Origin of the sequence: Porphyromonas pogonae (assembly GCF_036320655.1) — a bacterium.
In the GTDB taxonomy this organism is placed as follows: Bacteria; Bacteroidota; Bacteroidia; order Bacteroidales; family Porphyromonadaceae; genus Porphyromonas; species Porphyromonas pogonae.
Map to the genome: position 1 here is coordinate 1 of NZ_CP143258.1, position 15,902 is coordinate 15,902.

Annotated in this window: 14 protein-coding genes; 7 read left to right on the forward strand and 7 right to left on the reverse strand. The window is 45.9% G+C overall.

Features of this window, described 5'->3' with window-relative positions; genetic code table 11:
• Positions 1 to 626: 626 nt before the first annotated feature.
• From VYJ22_RS00005 to VYJ22_RS00015, 3 genes are read right to left on the reverse strand one after another with little or no spacing between them, the layout of a single operon-like run.
• Complete coding sequence (locus VYJ22_RS00005) at positions 627 to 1,724, reverse strand: TIGR04133 family radical SAM/SPASM protein (protein ID WP_329904267.1); 1,098 nt, start codon at positions 1,722 to 1,724, stop codon at positions 627 to 629.
• Positions 1,725 to 1,732: 8 nt separating this feature from the next.
• Positions 1,733 to 2,218, reverse strand: coding sequence for a radical SAM-associated putative lipoprotein (locus tag VYJ22_RS00010; RefSeq protein WP_329904268.1), 486 nt, complete (start codon positions 2,216 to 2,218; stop codon positions 1,733 to 1,735).
• A 31-nt stretch (positions 2,219 to 2,249) separates the two neighbouring features.
• Positions 2,250 to 2,498: a hypothetical protein gene (locus VYJ22_RS00015; protein WP_329904269.1), complete on the reverse strand. Its 249-nt coding sequence runs from the start codon at positions 2,496 to 2,498 to the stop codon at positions 2,250 to 2,252.
• Between the two features lie 46 nt (positions 2,499 to 2,544).
• On the opposite strand from VYJ22_RS00015, the gene VYJ22_RS00020 reads away from it, so the two are divergent.
• Positions 2,545 to 2,727 carry a hypothetical protein gene (locus tag VYJ22_RS00020; RefSeq protein ID WP_329904272.1) on the forward strand — a complete coding sequence of 61 codons (183 nt, stop codon included), beginning with the start codon at positions 2,545 to 2,547 and terminating at the stop codon, positions 2,725 to 2,727.
• Here VYJ22_RS00020 and VYJ22_RS00025 read toward each other — a convergent pair.
• From VYJ22_RS00025 to VYJ22_RS00040, 4 genes are all read right to left on the reverse strand, one after another.
• Entirely contained in the window at positions 2,702 to 3,430 is a 729-nt protein-coding gene (locus VYJ22_RS00025) for a YebC/PmpR family DNA-binding transcriptional regulator (protein WP_329904274.1), read from the reverse strand. The two genes, VYJ22_RS00020 and VYJ22_RS00025, sit on opposite strands and share 26 nt — an antisense overlap.
• A 36-nt stretch (positions 3,431 to 3,466) precedes the next feature.
• Positions 3,467 to 5,953: a phenylalanine--tRNA ligase subunit beta gene (gene pheT, locus VYJ22_RS00030; protein ID WP_329904276.1), complete on the reverse strand. Its 2,487-nt coding sequence runs from the start codon at positions 5,951 to 5,953 to the stop codon at positions 3,467 to 3,469.
• Between the two features lie 132 nt (positions 5,954 to 6,085).
• A complete protein-coding gene (locus VYJ22_RS00035) occupies positions 6,086 to 7,099 on the reverse strand; it encodes a GNAT family N-acetyltransferase (RefSeq protein ID WP_329904278.1) in 1,014 nt (337 codons plus the stop codon).
• Positions 7,086 to 7,991: a DUF2156 domain-containing protein gene (locus VYJ22_RS00040; RefSeq protein ID WP_329904279.1), complete on the reverse strand. Its 906-nt coding sequence runs from the start codon at positions 7,989 to 7,991 to the stop codon at positions 7,086 to 7,088. The genes VYJ22_RS00035 and VYJ22_RS00040 overlap by 14 nt, the downstream gene beginning before the upstream one ends.
• A gap of 204 nt (positions 7,992 to 8,195) precedes the next feature.
• Here VYJ22_RS00040 and VYJ22_RS00045 point away from each other — a divergent pair, with 204 nt between their 5' ends.
• The 6 genes from VYJ22_RS00045 to VYJ22_RS00070 all read left to right on the forward strand — a co-directional run bounded on the left by VYJ22_RS00045 (position 8,196) and on the right by VYJ22_RS00070 (position 15,861).
• The gene (locus VYJ22_RS00045; RefSeq protein ID WP_329904281.1) at positions 8,196 to 8,369 is read left to right on the forward strand and encodes a hypothetical protein; all 174 of its coding nucleotides are present in this window, start codon (positions 8,196 to 8,198) and stop codon (positions 8,367 to 8,369) included.
• 1,285 nt (positions 8,370 to 9,654) lie between these two features.
• Positions 9,655 to 11,331, forward strand: a complete 1,677-nt coding sequence (locus VYJ22_RS00050; protein WP_329904282.1) for a SulP family inorganic anion transporter — start codon at positions 9,655 to 9,657, stop codon at positions 11,329 to 11,331.
• Positions 11,332 to 11,341: 10 nt separating this feature from the next.
• Positions 11,342 to 12,346 carry a tRNA dihydrouridine synthase DusB gene (gene dusB / locus VYJ22_RS00055; protein WP_329904283.1) on the forward strand — a complete coding sequence of 335 codons (1,005 nt, stop codon included), beginning with the start codon at positions 11,342 to 11,344 and terminating at the stop codon, positions 12,344 to 12,346.
• A 52-nt stretch (positions 12,347 to 12,398) separates the two neighbouring features.
• Positions 12,399 to 13,541 (forward strand): redoxin domain-containing protein, encoded by a 1,143-nt coding sequence (locus VYJ22_RS00060; protein WP_329904284.1) that lies wholly within the window; start codon positions 12,399 to 12,401, stop codon positions 13,539 to 13,541.
• Between the two features lie 102 nt (positions 13,542 to 13,643).
• The gene (locus VYJ22_RS00065; protein ID WP_329904285.1) at positions 13,644 to 14,444 is read left to right on the forward strand and encodes a glycogen/starch synthase; all 801 of its coding nucleotides are present in this window, start codon (positions 13,644 to 13,646) and stop codon (positions 14,442 to 14,444) included.
• A 4-nt stretch (positions 14,445 to 14,448) separates the two neighbouring features.
• Positions 14,449 to 15,861 carry a DUF4270 family protein gene (locus VYJ22_RS00070; RefSeq protein WP_329904287.1) on the forward strand — a complete coding sequence of 471 codons (1,413 nt, stop codon included), beginning with the start codon at positions 14,449 to 14,451 and terminating at the stop codon, positions 15,859 to 15,861.
• Positions 15,862 to 15,902: the final 41 nt, after the last annotated feature.

The following is a 15,902-nucleotide window of genomic DNA, read 5'->3' on the forward strand; positions in this document are numbered from 1 at the left end:
CACATAAGAAATTACACTGATTTACAACACTTTGTAAACTCTATTATTCCTATTATCCCTTATATCGAACTCACGTTGTTTTAATACGATAAGTCGGACGACTTAGTACGATAGGTCGATTGACTTATCATAATAAAATTACACTCAGCATCACCCGGAGGCGATGAGGCATAGTACAAGATTAAGAAGTATAATATAACAGGAGTACATATTACAACTGTTTAATTGCAGGACGCAAAAACAAAGTCTGCTTTATTTAGCCACATCTCGAGGTAAATTTTGGCACCTAAAAAGGGTGTTTCTTATTTAGACTTTGTATAAATAAGCTCAATATTGCAACTAAGAGAAGAGAAAATTCAAGTCGAATAAGCTATTCGCAAATATATTTAATATACTAAACTACAACACATTGATAACTAAACATAAATCTATTGGGATATTTGTAAATTTGACATTATGTCAAAAGAAAGCTCATATTCGGGAATAGTGTCATTGAAGACTGTACCGCAATGTCGGCTTACCCAATCCCCCAAAGAAGAAATATCGGAGATAAGAGAAGTCACCTATAGGGCGTGTGTCACGCATGTGTTGCATGACAGGGATAATAGAACGGGAGTGGAGGTCAGTTATCGCTCAGGTTTCAATCCATTGCGGATGTGCTCGAGGTGGCACACGAGGAGGTTTCCGTCATCGTCATGCAGGTGCATACCATTACCTTCACAGTATCGCCACGATGCACAGTCGGCACACCTCCCTTTCCTCGCCCATGAGCGGTCACGATAGGGTGCAAAACGCTCATTCCACACTGTCATGAAGTCATCTTGCAAGGCGTTGCCCTGATAGTAGTTGCTACGGATGCTGGGGCAGGCGCTGATAGTACCGTCACACAGCACAGAAGCTACAGACACGCCTGCATGGCAGGTATAGAAGTTTTCCCGCACTTTGGTTTCGTATTCGCCCAAATAACCTTCGCACCCGTAGGATGCTGTGATCTTGCCACCTGCCTGTGTATCCGCTATGAACTCCATGAGACGCACATATTGCTGATCCGAGAGCTGTAACCCCATGTCCCCGGCAGCCCTGCCCACAGGGAAAATGCTAAAAAGCCTCCAAGCGGGAACGCCCTTCTCGATAAGAAAATCTCTGAATTGGGGGAGGTAATCGATATTTGTAGGATTGACACAAGTAACTATATCCCATTTGAGTTCGTGAGGTATGTGTGCCAAAGCATCTATAGCCCCCATAACACGAGCGAAACTCAGCGGATGACGGCGCAAATAGTTGTGCTCCTTTTCGAATCCGTCCAAACTGATTGTGAGGGTGTGCATGCCTGCTTGAAGTAGAGTTTCCAATCTGTTTTCGTCAAGCAACATACCATTAGTCACTATGCCCCACGGGTACTCTCTCCGATAGAGCTGTAACCCTATATCCTCAATATCAGGGCGCACAAGAGCTTCACCACCGGTGAATATAATGAGGACTTTGTGCGTATCGACATGTGGTGTAATACAGTCTACGATGCTGAGGAACTGCTCTCCGCTAAGTTCGTCTACCCCGGATGACTGACGGCAATCGCTACCACAATGCCTGCATGATACATTGCAACGAAGAGTGCACTCCCAGAAAAGCGTGCGCAACTCATGCTCACGCACACGCTGCTTGTGCTGGAGGCGGTGGGCCTCGAGGGCCAGTCTTTTCCTAAAACCGAGTGGAGCAGTGGGCATGGGAGGGGTCAGGATTTCTTTTTGAGTCGTATGGTTACGGGTTTGTTATAATACTCTCCCATAAACCATGATTTAGACTTCACTTTTTCATTTTTTACGTACTGCAAGGTAGTACTATCAGGCAAAAAGGTTCCATTTTTGTCTCCGTCAATATCAGTGGCTACCGCTCGGGAATTCAAGTGACGAGGCGGAAAGCTTTTATAAATGATATTGCAGTCTCCATTTACATCGGTAACCCCTTGGGCGTTGTAAATTTCAGTAGATACAGCAGTATGCTCGGTAGAAAACTCCTTTATCTTGACTTCTATACCCTCAATAGCCTTGCCGGTCTCATCCATCACCCGGACTTTGGTTTTGAAGGTTGCATAGGGAGTACCGTATTCCATGTTTGGCTTGAAAGGATTTTCGCTACAGCTTACAAATCCGAGCAGACTAAGCAGATAACCCGAGCATAGAGCTACAAGGTTGCCTACCCGAATGTAGATTTTTTTCATATTATGCGATGTTTTGATATTGGTCAAGGTTTTATTTAAGGAGAGTGCTGTCAGGCTTAGTCGTGGGGGTAAGCGTGTCTGCCGTATTTTGGAGCTCAAAGGTTCTGTAAGGTGTACCATACATCATCTGCATTGGCGGATCCTTGGGCACTTTTTTCTGCGGGGGCTTGGCTTCATTATATTTTTTGCTAGTTCCGCATGCAGTGAAGCCCAGTATCATCAATAGCGCACCGGCTACTGCGTAAGATATTTTACCAAGAGATCTTTTCAATCTTTTCATATTGATGATATTTACGGTTTATGAATCTTATTGACTTGTAAATGCAATGATAATCATTTTATTGCATGAACATGAAATATTTTTTGAAAAAACATGGGGAAAGATTGCCTCTCGCAGCACGGCAATAGTACTGATAAATAAAAAAGCCGCTGCGCTCATGATGAACGAAGCGGCTTTGAGACTACAATGGGTAAGAGCGCAGACTACTCTTCGTCGTCGCTTTCCTTGATGTTGGTGAATACATTTTGCACGTCTTCATCCTCTTCAAGTTTGTCGATAAGTTTGTCGAGTTGCTCACGCTGCTCGGGCGTAACTTCTTTGGTATCCTTGGGCAGACGCACAAACTCTGCCGAGGCAATCTCATAGCCGGCATCCTCGAGATACTTTTGTATAACGGAGTTTTGAGCGAAATCGCCATAAAGGATGATTTCATTTTCGTCCTCCTCCAGCTCGTCTACGCCATAGTCGATAAGCTCCAGCTCCAGACTCTCTAGATCCATGTCATCCCTCTTGACAATGTGGAAGACACACTTGTGATCGAAGAGGAACTCCAAGCTACCGGTAGTACCCAGCGAACCGCCATGTTTGTTGAAGTAGCTACGCACATTGGCTACGGTGCGGGTAGTATTGTCGGTAGCTGTCTCCACAAAGATAGCGATGCCGTAGGGGCCATAGCCTTCGTAGTTCATCTCTTTGTAATCCGAGAAGTCCTTAGAGGTTGCTTTCTTGATGGCACGCTCCACATTGTCCTTGGGCATGTTTTCTTTCTTTGCCGTTTGGATGAGGACACGCAGACGCGGATTGGTCTCAGGCTCGGGACCACCTGCTTTGACAGCGATCGTGATCTCCTTACCCAGTTTCGTAAACACTCGAGCCATGTTGCCCCAGCGTTTCATTTTTCTTGCTTTACGATATTCGAATGCTCTTCCCATATAATGGTGAATATTATTGTTTGTTATAATCAGTCGTTAGCGAAGCTCTGCTCCGAGTTTCATCTCCAGAGCTTTGCGTATCTTTTGCATGATAGCATCGATCTGCTTGTCACTCATCGTTTTGTTATCATCTTGCAGATAGAAGCTCACTGCATAGCTCTTTTTACCTGCGGGTAGGTTCTTACCTTCGTACACATCGAAGAGCTCACACCTTTTGAGCAGATTCTTTTCGCACTTGTATGCAGTGTCTTCCACTTCTACAAAGGGGATATGTTTGTCGAGTAGCAATGCCAGATCTCTTTTCACTTGCGGATACTTCGGTAGGTCTTTGGCTTCGAGTTTGTACTTGGAGGCTTCTTTGTTGACTACAGCCCAATCCAACTCGGCAAAGTAAACCGGCATATTGATGTCGAATTGTTTGGTGAGCGCAGGGCTAACCTCGCCGAGATATCCTATAAACTGGTTGGATGCCGAGCGAATTTCTACAACATGACCGGCGAATATTTCGTTCTCAATGGTATTCATCTTCAAGAAAGCAGGACAAATACCAAGACGTGTAAATATATTCTCGACCATAGCCTTGAGCTCGAAAGGCGATACGTCTTCGTTTTGGTGTGCCCAGCTGTTGTGCACTCTTTTCCCGGCCGTCCAGATCCCGAGCCTTTGGCTCTCATCATATCCGGCCAGTACATTGTCCTGGTGAGCGTCGTGCTCCCGCTTGTTGAAGCTGTAGCAAGCTCCCCACTCGAAGAGGTAGAATGCGTTTTGCTGACGGCGCATGTTGTGACTTATTGTCTCCAAACCGCCGAAGAGCAGTGTCTGTCTCATACTGTTGAGCTCCTGACTCAGAGGGTTCATCAGTTTCACGCAGTGATAGGCCGGATAGGTGGTGAGGTCTGTATAGTATGCCTCAGCGGTAAGTGAGTTATTGAGTATCTCATTGAAGCCTGCGCCTACCAACTGCTCCGATACGAGAAGTTGACGGTGATAGGCTTTGTCGGTATCCGTCTTGAAGCTGAGGTTGGCACGGATATATCCCGAGAGCTCAATGCTGTTATAGCCATAGATTCTCATGATCTCTTCCGCCACATCGACATCGCGCGTTACATCGACTCTGTAGCGAGGCACAGCCAACGTCCATTTATCGCCATCGGAGCTTAATATCTCAATATCGAGACTGCCCAGAATACTTTTGATATCGTTTAGGGGAATCTCTTGTCCCACAAGGTTATTGAAACGATAGATAGACATCTCAACATGGTGTGGTGTCATAGATGAGGGATAAAAGTCGGCTATACCGCCATCGATGCTTCCGCCTGCGATCTCTGTAATGAGCGATGCGGCACGAAGCAGTGACCATGTGGTACGATTCGCATCCAATCCACGCTCGAAGCGGAACGATGAGTCACTGTTGATTCCGAAGCGACGGGCAGTCTTTCTTACAGAAGTGGGATTGAAGTTGGCCGACTCTAAAAAGATGTCCGTAGTCTCATGCACAGTGCCTGATACGAGTCCGCCCATAACACCTGCGATGCAGAGGGGGGTGCGATCCCCATCGGCAATGACTAGGTCATTAGCCGTGAGTTTTCTTTCTACCCCATCAAGCGTTGTGATAGTATCTCCCTCACGGGCAGGAGCCACGATGAGTTTGCTACCTTTGATATGTGACAAGTCGTACGCATGTAGCGGTTGCCCGGCTTCGTGCAGTACAAAGTTGGTGATGTCTACGATATTGTTGATGGGTTTGAGTCCGATAGAGGTGAGTCTATTGCGTAGCCACTCGGGGCTATCGCCCACTTTCACACCACGGATCACGACGCCTTGGAAGCGGGGGCATAAAGCACTGTCTTCCACTTCCACTGTGATGGGCGACGGTGCGCCTTTATCCACCGACTCGGCAGTATAAGCCGTCTCCGGCAATATAGCCTTTACCGGCGCTACGTGCTGCGTGAGGTAAGCTGCCAACTCGCGCGCCACACCAAAGTGCGAAGTGGCATCGACACGGTTGGGGGTGATATCGACCTCGAGGCAGTAATCGCTTTCTACACCGAAGTACTCAGCTGCCGGCATGCCTATGGTGACATCCGCAAGGTCGAGCAGGATAATACCGCTATTGTCATGCCCCACACCTATCTCCACTTGGCTGCAAAGCATACCGAAGCTTTCTTCGCCTCTGATCTTGGACTTCTTGATGGTAAACTTCTCATCACCTGAGCCAAGCACACTACCTATAGTGGCTACCACTACAGCTTTGCCGGCTTGTACATTGGGAGCTCCGCAAACTATCTTGAGAGGGGCCTCCTCGCCGATATTTACGGTGGTGAGGTGTAGATGATCAGAGTTGGGATGCGCTTCGCACGTAAGCACCTCGCCTATAACCAAACCTTTGAGTCCGCCGGGGATTGTTTCTACTTCGTCCACACTGCCGGTTTCGAGTCCGATGGATGTGAGGGCGTCTGCTATCTCTTGAGGCTTAAGCGAAGTATTGACATACTCTTTGAGCCATTTATAGGATATATTCATAACCTACTGCTACTTTATTATGCTGTTGTTATTTTTAACTTTAACCGCAAATTTAATGATTTTTGTTGGCTTTGGTCGCATTGAATGCAACTTGGCTGTATGCAGCAGCAGGTTAGCGTATGTTATGGTATGCTATTCCATCATCAGCGATAAGAACCCCGGGTCTTCGGAGAAGAGTGTGCGGGCAAGAGCTGCAGGGCTTATTCCTTCCTCTTGGTTAAGGTTGGATTTGAATGTAAGCTTACCGTTGGAGATATAATATTCACCACTATTCTCAGGCATTTGACGATCCCTGATTTTAAATCCTATAGTCATATTATTATGTGTAAGGGCATAGTGGCGTGTAAACTCGGGAATATCCAGAATGCGGAGCATACCACGGGGGAAAGCATGAGTTTTATCACCGGTAGGCACCGTAGCTTTGAGCCTCATACAATGATTAAGAGTCATAAGTTCTTTGAGCATCTCGGTACGTACGGAGGGTGACCCGAAAAGGTCTTTGACATAAAGCGTATCTCCCTCGACACGGTAGAAGCAGATGCCCGTGGGGTGATCCATGTTTCGGGGGAAGGTGTACATGCCGCCATTACTCATCTTATAATCTTCCATGACCAGACGTATCTGCTCTCTTGTATGTTTTACATGCGGGTAAGAGCGACATTCCTCCGCCTCCATGATAAAGTCTATGGGGCCTTTGGGCAGTATCTGCTCGGCAGGAGCCATCATTACTTCTTCGAGCGTGGTAGCGGTCTTCTCAAAGAACACTCTGCCGTAAGAGCACACCTTGTCGTAGTAGTCGGCAAGATATTCGTCCGCAGGGATGAGGAAGCTTATCATCTCGCCTCGCTCTTTCATCTTCACCATAGCCTCTTTCATCAGGCTTTCCATGACGCCTTCTTTCCTGTTCTCGGGCTTGGTGCAAGCGCCGGAGATATATCCTGCCTCGAAGTTCCTACCCCATGCATACAGGGTATAAGGCAGCATCTGTACGTGCCCTATGGCGTTGTTATTCTCATCATAACGGACCAAGGTGTCTTGGTCTTTGTACACCTTATTGAAGTAAAAATCTACAAAGGCTTTGGTGTCGTTGAAGCAAATCTCCCACAACCGACGTGCATCATTTTTCTTTTCGTCATTTGTTTTCATGTCTCAATATGGCTGTCTCTTTGGGGAGCAGGATCTCAGGCTGGTAAGAAAGTTTTGATTTTCGCAGACCTTCCAGTCCCAAATCCTCCTCTCTGTTAATGTACAAATAATTTTCGGGGATGTTCCTTGCGAACTCTCTATTGATCATAGCGAATGCCCCTTCGTAGTCTAAGGAACCTTTCTCTATGTGAACTCCAAAGGTATCATGATTTATCGGAGAACCAATAGAAAATGCAACAATTTCGCCATTTACTCTGATGGCACCTCCGGTTACTCCCAGCTCATCGATATGTCGCAGTATGCGGCCTATCATTCGCAGTTCGTTCTCCCTGCCTTGGTCATGACCTTTGTCTCCTATCCAGTTCTTTTCTATCTCCATACATTCCATAGCGTTTTGGGGAGTGATGAGCTCGAACTTCCAGTCCGGATAGTTGCGTTCGAATTTATTGATATGATTGCGCTTGGATTGCAACTTCTTACCACTCAGGGTACAAAGCTGCTCTCTCAAGTAGATATAGTCATAGTATGCCCTGTCATTGATAAAATAAAATTCCCCCGGCCGCGACTTTTCCAGAGCCTCCCTGCACTGTGGAGTAATCCCCATGAGTGTAAGCGGGTAATCACCCTGCATAGCCATCTCTTCCAGCACCCTGAGTGGTGCCCTCAGGTCACAGCCTCCAGGTGATACGGGGCATAGGTAAACCGGGTGATTGCGATGTGAAGTCTGAAATCGCACCACCAGATGGTCTTCTATCACTGCCCAGCAAGTGTGGTAATATGTGCTCCAACCATAAAGGTTTGAAAATGAGATGTCGCAGATCCTCAGGCTTGAGGGGGTTGTAAATCGGTTAATAATCTCTCTATCGGCCAGTTCGACCGGTTTAAAATCCATATGTGCAGTCTCCTTATTTGCATTTATTCTCTAATCTAACAAAATGAAAACGCAAAAGTTTGTGCTACGTCACGATTAGTTTCCCATTTTTATTTTAATTTTGACAGGCATTATTAAAATATATAAGCCGAATGTTTCTTTATTTGGCGGATTATTGCGTTATTTGCAGATAGATATAAATTAAAAACTATAATATACAGTGCTATGAACGATTTCATGAAATACCTCGGAGTTGTAATTCTTTTAGTCGGAGTATTAGTTTTGGCAATTCCGGCACTTACAAACACATCCTCAAACGGAACTCTATGGACCGGTCTTATTTTGATCATCGCCGGTTTCTTCACACACATCTTTATCAACCGTAAGATAGAGAAATAAAGAATTCTCTACAGAGATACTTTTTTTTCGACGTATAATTCAGTGCCGCTCAGACAGCGGCATTGTCTTTTTTCGTGAAGTATATATTCTTTTACGGAGACGTTTTATATTTACACAATATTATTTTACACCCCGGCTCGTGTGAGGTAAGCAGATGCAACCATCCATTACTTCTATCGTAGGAGTATTGACCTATCAAAATGTCAGTTTTATTCGACTTCTCTTGACGGACAGACGACAGCCCATGAAACATATTTAGAGGCTATTGACAAAGGGGGGTAAGATGTTGTACCTTTGTGAATGCAACAACTATTTTATCTGCTCATTACACTTAGACCCGAATCCTACACTGATTAAGACCAACTTTACTAATATACAACTATGAGGACTATCACCGGTAACTGCCTGAAATCAACTACAATGGCCAACCCACCCGCAATTGAATACGTGCCGCTTACCGCATCTCATAATACGCAAACCACCATCCCCTATTCTACACTGCGTCTTCCCCGGCAGTACTAATCCCCTCCTGATCCACTGCGTTACTGTGACGCCCCAGTCTGCCCCCGATATACCACCTCAAACACCGCACATCCATGCGCTTAGTTCCACTTAATATAAAAGTAGGCTCACCTATCATACAAAGTGCGCAAACCTATCCTATACGGACAATTGACCTATCCTATACGGACTACTGACTTATGTACACGGACGAAGGACTTATCATACACAGTCCACAGACCTATCATAATAGGATTTCAGTTCTTGCCTCTCACTCTTCCCAGCCCTACTTCGAGACTAAAAAATACATTATAGAATAGCCATATTCCTCAGATATTTATTTAAGAAGCAAAATATAAGGCTTGTATTTATTTGGCATTCATTCAGGATAAAATTATTGAGGAGAAAAGCAGCTCCTTATTTAGACAAAGTATAAATAAGCGTTTTTTCTTAACTAAGAGGCTCTGTTTTCCACCATTTTACACATTTATTAATTTTATTTAGTAGCCATTAGGCTAATAAAATATCATTTTGCATTTTACAACAAAAAGGGAGGTCTATTTTGACATTTTGTCAACATATCACCCCCACATAAGTAAAGGCGTAGTACACACCCTGTTTTGTAGCTTCGCATCTGTGTATTAGATAAGTCCTCACGCCCGCTTACAGCATTTCCATAGCCTGATATAATTATCTGTGAAGTAGTTTGTAATGATAATGTTTTTATCTGTACAATCTTTGTCCTAACTTTGCAACTCCTATGACATAAAATCAGATAATTTCAATGGATAAAAGTTCTGTATTTAAGCCTCGTTTTTTCGAGGCGGTGAAGCAGTACAATGCTTCTTTGTTTGCAGCCGATGCCATGGCCGGCATTATTGTTGGTATAGTGGCGCTCCCCCTTGCCATAGCTTTTGCTATAGCCAGTGGTGTAGCACCTGAAGTAGGACTCATCACCGCTATCATAGGCGGATTCATCGTAGCCATGTTCGGTGGCAGCTCAGTACAGATCGGAGGTCCCACAGGCGCTTTTATCATTATCGTTTACGGTATCATTCAGGAGTTTGGTATACAGGGGCTGCTGGTAGCCACTTTCATTGCAGGGTTACTATTGCTGGTGATGGGGGTGCTCAAGTTGGGCTCACTGATCAAGTTTATCCCGTACCCCATAGTCATAGGCTTTACAGCAGGTATAGCACTTACCATCTTTTCCACTCAGATGAATGATCTTCTGGGCTTAGGACTCAAAGGCATGCCTGCCGCATTCATCCCTAAGTGGGGAATGGTGCTGGAAAATATGGATAAATTCAATTGGATAGCGCTGGTCATAGGCATCGTCAGCATCACTATCATACAGGTCACGCCCCGTTTTACCAAAAAGATTCCCGGCTCACTCATTGCCATCATACTCATGACGGTAGTAGTGTATTGGCTACGCACTTATCAAGGAGTGCAAGGGATAGAGACCATAGGCGACCGCTTCACGATAAGTGCTTCTATCAGCATGCCCGACATGCCACAACTCGGCTGGACGCAGATACAGCAACTGATCACTCCGGCCTTTACCATAGCTATGCTGGGAGCTATAGAGTCACTCCTCTCGGCCAGCGTGGCAGACGGTGTTACAGGGGACAGGCATGACTCCAATACGGAACTGATAGCGCAAGGACTTGCCAACATAGCGGTACCTTTTGTAGGCGGTATACCCGTCACAGGCGCTATAGCCCGTACCATGACCAATATCAACAACGGTGGTAAAACACCCGTGGCAGGCGTGATACATGCTCTGATACTACTCCTTATATTCCTCTTCCTCGGCCCCCTCACAGCTTACATCCCTATGGCGTGCCTCTCAGGAGTGCTCATAGTGGTATCCTATAATATGAGCGGATGGCGATCGGTAAGAAGCCTTTTCAAGGGGCCCAAGAGTGATACCGCGGTGATGATGATCACATTCCTGCTCACCGTGCTTGTAGACCTTACGGTGGCTATAGAAATAGGGCTTATATTCTCTATGCTGTTCTTTATGAAACGCATGGTAGAGAGCACAAATATATTGGTTTCCAAGGATGTACTGGAGCTACACCGCGAGGGTGATGATGTAGCCAAAGGTAAGCAGGTACTGGAGCTGCCGCACGGAGTGGAGGTGTACGAAATAGAAGGTCCTTACTTCTTCGGTATAGCCAATAGGTTTGACGAAGCGATGCGTGAGGCAGGAGACAGAGCCGGCGTGCGGATTATCAGAATGCGCTTTGTACCCTTCATGGACTCTACCGCCATACACAACCTCAAGACCTTGTGTCGCACATGTCAGAGCGAAGGCGTAAAGCTTATCTTCTCCGGCGTCAACGACAAAGTGAGACAGTCGCTTGAGCAAACGGGTGTTGCCGACATGGTGGGACGACAGTTTATCTGTAGAGATATCAACGAAGCTGTGGAAGTAGCTCGTACTATTGTTTAATTTAGATTCAATGAAAATAGATCATATAGATTTGGGACATGAGCCGGTACTGCTGGCTCCTATGGAAGATGTCACCGATGTAGCATTTAGGCTCCTATGTAAAGAGTTTGGGGCAGACATGGTGTACACGGAATTCCTGAGCGCCGACGCACTCATAAGGGATGTAGCCGGCACCAAAAGGAAGTTGCGGATAGATGCAGCGGAACGCCCCGTGGCCGTACAGATATACGGCAGGGATGTAGACACCATGGTGCAGGCTGCCCGCATATGCGAGGAGGCTGCGCCGGATATCATAGACATCAACTTCGGCTGTCCTGTAAAGCGTGTTGCCGGCAAGGGTGCCGGTAGCGGTATGCTGCGCAATGTACCCTTGATGCTCGAGATCACCGAGTCAATAGTAAAAGCCGTGCATACCCCGGTGACCGTGAAGACCCGTCTGGGGTGGGACCATGACAGCCGCATCATCATAGAGCTTGCAGAGCAGTTGCAAGACTGCGGCATCAAAGCCCTCACCATACACGGTCGCACCAGAGCACAGATGTACACGGGCGAGGCAGACTGGAGCCTCATAGGCGAAGTAAAAAACAATCCCCGCATGCACATCCCCATCATTGGCAATGGCGACATCACCACACCCCAAGGAGCACGTGAGGCTTTTGACAAATACGGTGTGGATGCCGTGATGGTAGGACGTGGCAGTATAGGGCGCCCATGGATATTCGAAGAGATCAAGCATTACCTCCGTACGGGAGAGCTGTTGCCCCTGCGTGAATTTGGGTACTACATGGACATCTTACGCAGGCAAGTCAACAACAACATCGAAAAGCTGGACGAGCGCCGAGGTATCTTACACTCACGCCGGCATATCGCCGTAAGCCCTATATTCAAAGGGATACCCAACTTCAAACAAATGAAAATAGCTATGCTGCGAGCCTCTACAAAAGGCGAACTATTTGCACTTATGGACGAAGTGCAGGACTACATATCAAAAGAGAATGCTACATTTGCAGAATAATAAGAACTATAACAGTGTTAATACCATAAACTAAATAAGACGTAGACATATTATGAGACTTTCCAAGCATATATTACCCATCATGGTGGGTGCGGTAATTTTTACGGGATGTAAGAATAATGGACGTAATAAATTTGTAGTGGAGGGCAGCGTGACCGATGCTGCAGGACAAATGCTCTTTCTGGACGAAGTGGGTACCGGCAATGTGGTGTCACTGGACTCCGTGAAACTGGACGAGAATGGAGCCTTCACATTCACCCACGAAGGTACTTACTACCCCATGTTCTACCGCCTGAGACTCAACCGCTCTTCTATCCCTTTTGCGGCAGACTCTGCGACACACCTTGTGCTCAAAGCCTCGGGCAAGGACTTCTTCGGTGGCTACGACTGGACTGATGCCGACTCTGAAAACAGACAAATCAGAGATATCAGTCACCAACGGTATAGTACGGATATGGAGATCGATGAGGCTCTTGCTGATTTCCACGCAGGTAAAATGTCGGCTGACTCGGTGAGCAGGCTCATTACCTCACTTGCCGACAAACTCAAACGTGACCTTACCACTAAATATATCTATGTCAACCCCCGAAGCCCGGCTTCGTACTACGCACTTTTCCAAAAGAAGAATGATGTGATGTATTTCGACACTGAAGATCATGCCGACTCGCGCGCCTTTGCCGCCGTGGCTACAGCATACGACACTTATTACCCCATGGCTCCCTATGCACCGTTTCTCAAGGATATGGCACTTAAGTCTATTGCCCGCAAACGCCAGGCTGTGGCTTTTGCACAGCAAATCAATCAATTTGACTCTGTGAAGACGGTAGATTTCCCTGAACTCACCCTCAAAAACGCTTCAGGCAAAGAAGTGAGCTTGTCGCATATAGCTACAAGTGGCAAGACGGTCTTGCTCAGCTTTACGGCATACAGCGCAGAGTGGTCACCCGCTTTGGTCAACAAGATGAGAGCACTGTACGATAAATATCATGATCAGGGACTGGAGATCTATGAAGTGTCACTGGACAACGATAGCTACTACTGGCAAAATGCATCGCGCAATTTGCCTTGGATATGTGTATACGACTCTGACGGCAAATCACTCAAAAACTATAATGTGGGGCAGCTGCCGGTATTCTTCCGTATAAAAAACGGAGAGCTCAAAGCTATTGCCGATCCCGCACAGGCTATGATGTAAGTGACTTGTGTTGAGAGAGTGCTATGAGGGCTTGATATCTGAAAGTTACATTATCGGGCGAAAATTTGTATCTTTGCACCAATAACTGTAAAAAATGTAAGAATGGATTCTAAACGCGTACTGTTCATTTCACAAGAAATCTACCCTTATCTCCCCGAAACGGAAATCTCCAAAATCTCTCGAGAGCTACCACAAGCAATACAAGAGATAGGCAATGAAGTGAGAATTTTCATGCCGAGATACGGAATTGTGAACGAACGACGTAATCAGTTGCATGAAGTCATCCGTCTTTCGGGGATCAATATGATCATTGACGACAATGACCACCCTTTGATCATCAAGGTTGCCTCCATCCAGGCTGCAAGAATGCAGGTCTATTTCATCGACAATGATGACTTTTTCAAGCGCAAGACAATGTTCAACACCGATAACCGCCCCGTCAATGACAACGATGAGCGTTCTATCTTCTTTGTAAGGGGAGCGCTGGAGGCTATCAAGAAACTGCGCTGGATACCCGACGTTATTCATTGCCACGGATGGTTTACGGCTTTGGCAATGGTATACCTGAAAAAAGTATATCATGATGACCCATGCCTCAAGAAAGCCAAAGTGGTGTATACCGTGTACAATGAACCGGAAGCCGGCGTGATACCTGAAACACTCTTTGACAAACTGAAGTTTGATCATATCAAACCGGCTAATTACGCTATGATGGACAATAAGACTGACTTTGTGGCGTTAAATAAATTAGCCATAGCACACGCCGATGGCGTAATACAGGGCAGTGAGCATATTGATGAAGCTCTTACGGCTTATATTGGCGAGAGCGGTAAGCCGTTCCTGCCATATCAAGGAAAAGAAGATTATGCCCCCGCATTTGATAATTTCTATAATCAATTATAATTGAATGAAAAGAAAAGCATGGTTCTTGATACCATTCGCTATCGTAGCCTCTATATTTGTCGGCTGTAATGACGATCTGTCATCCGTAGGCGAAAGCATCCAACCTAATGATGATAAAGTGAATGCCCGGATGGATTCGATCGATTTGGATTATTCCACGGTCCAGCTGTCATCAGTGTACAGCAATTCGAGTTTTAGCTTATTAGGCGAGATTAGTGATCCCGTTTACGGTGATTTCAAGGGTAACTTTATCACCTCGGTGCGTACTGCACGCAACTTTAAGTTTCACGAAACCCCTCTTGACAACAAGGTGGACTCCGTGTTTCTCGATTTGCGCATCGGGACATATTCAGGTGATACCACTGCCATGCTCAAAGCTGCGGCATATAAAGTAGATGCTAAGCTACCTGATACAGGTCTGTCACTAACTGACCTGGATAAGTACATACAGCCTGCCAATCTGCTGGGAAACAAAACATATTCGGTAGCAACCTCAAACTTGGACTCCATAACCAAAGCTCGTTTTGTGAGAATACCTTTGGACAAGTCTTTGGGACAAAAGATATACGAATATACATCGTCACATCCTGAATACTTCGACACCCAGGAAAGCTTCGAAAAGAACGTGCTGGGCAAGATGCTCTTTACCACCACTACAGGTACAGGCTCTGTACTGCGTATATATGGGGTGGACTTGAGTATATATTACACCATCAAAAGAGAAAAAGTATCGGCTGATGGCAAGAAAGAGGAAGTAAAGGTTCCGGTAAGAGAAATATTTGTAAACACCAAAGAACAAATGCATATACAGGGCTTCAAGAACGAGGATATAGAATCTTTGCTCAAGCCCAATGACAAATATTCTTTTGTAAAATCACCGGCAGGCGTTGTGACCAAAGTGGTGTGGACAAAAGAGAGACTGCAAAAAGTTTTTTCTAATCACAAAACATCTACTTGGGTGATCAATGAGGCTCAATACAGAGTCAACGTGGAGCCGCCCAAAGCCAAATCGGTCATCAATCCCGCACCTTATATGCTGTGTATTGTAGCTGACTCGGTAGATAATTTCTTCAAAAACCACGAAACGGAGTATACTCGCCCCAACTCGGCGTTCCTCTCCAATTCATACAATATCAACTATCGTACATACAGCTTCAGCAATATCTCCCCCATGATTGCGGAGCATATCAAGAAGCACGGCAAAGACAATGGAGCCGGTAAGTACGAAATCAAAGAAGACCTAGTAGCATATCTGATCCCTGTAGAGAGAGCTTTTCTTTCAGAATCAGGCAGTGGATCCAAAACTACTGACATCAGTAACTTCCTTTTCCCGTCAGCAGCACAGATATTAAAGAAAGATGTAGGTGCGCGTATGGGTATTGTAACAACGGAATATCATAAGCAATCCGACAAATAAATAATGTCGGCCATGCTTTGATTCAGCTTGACAGACAAGGA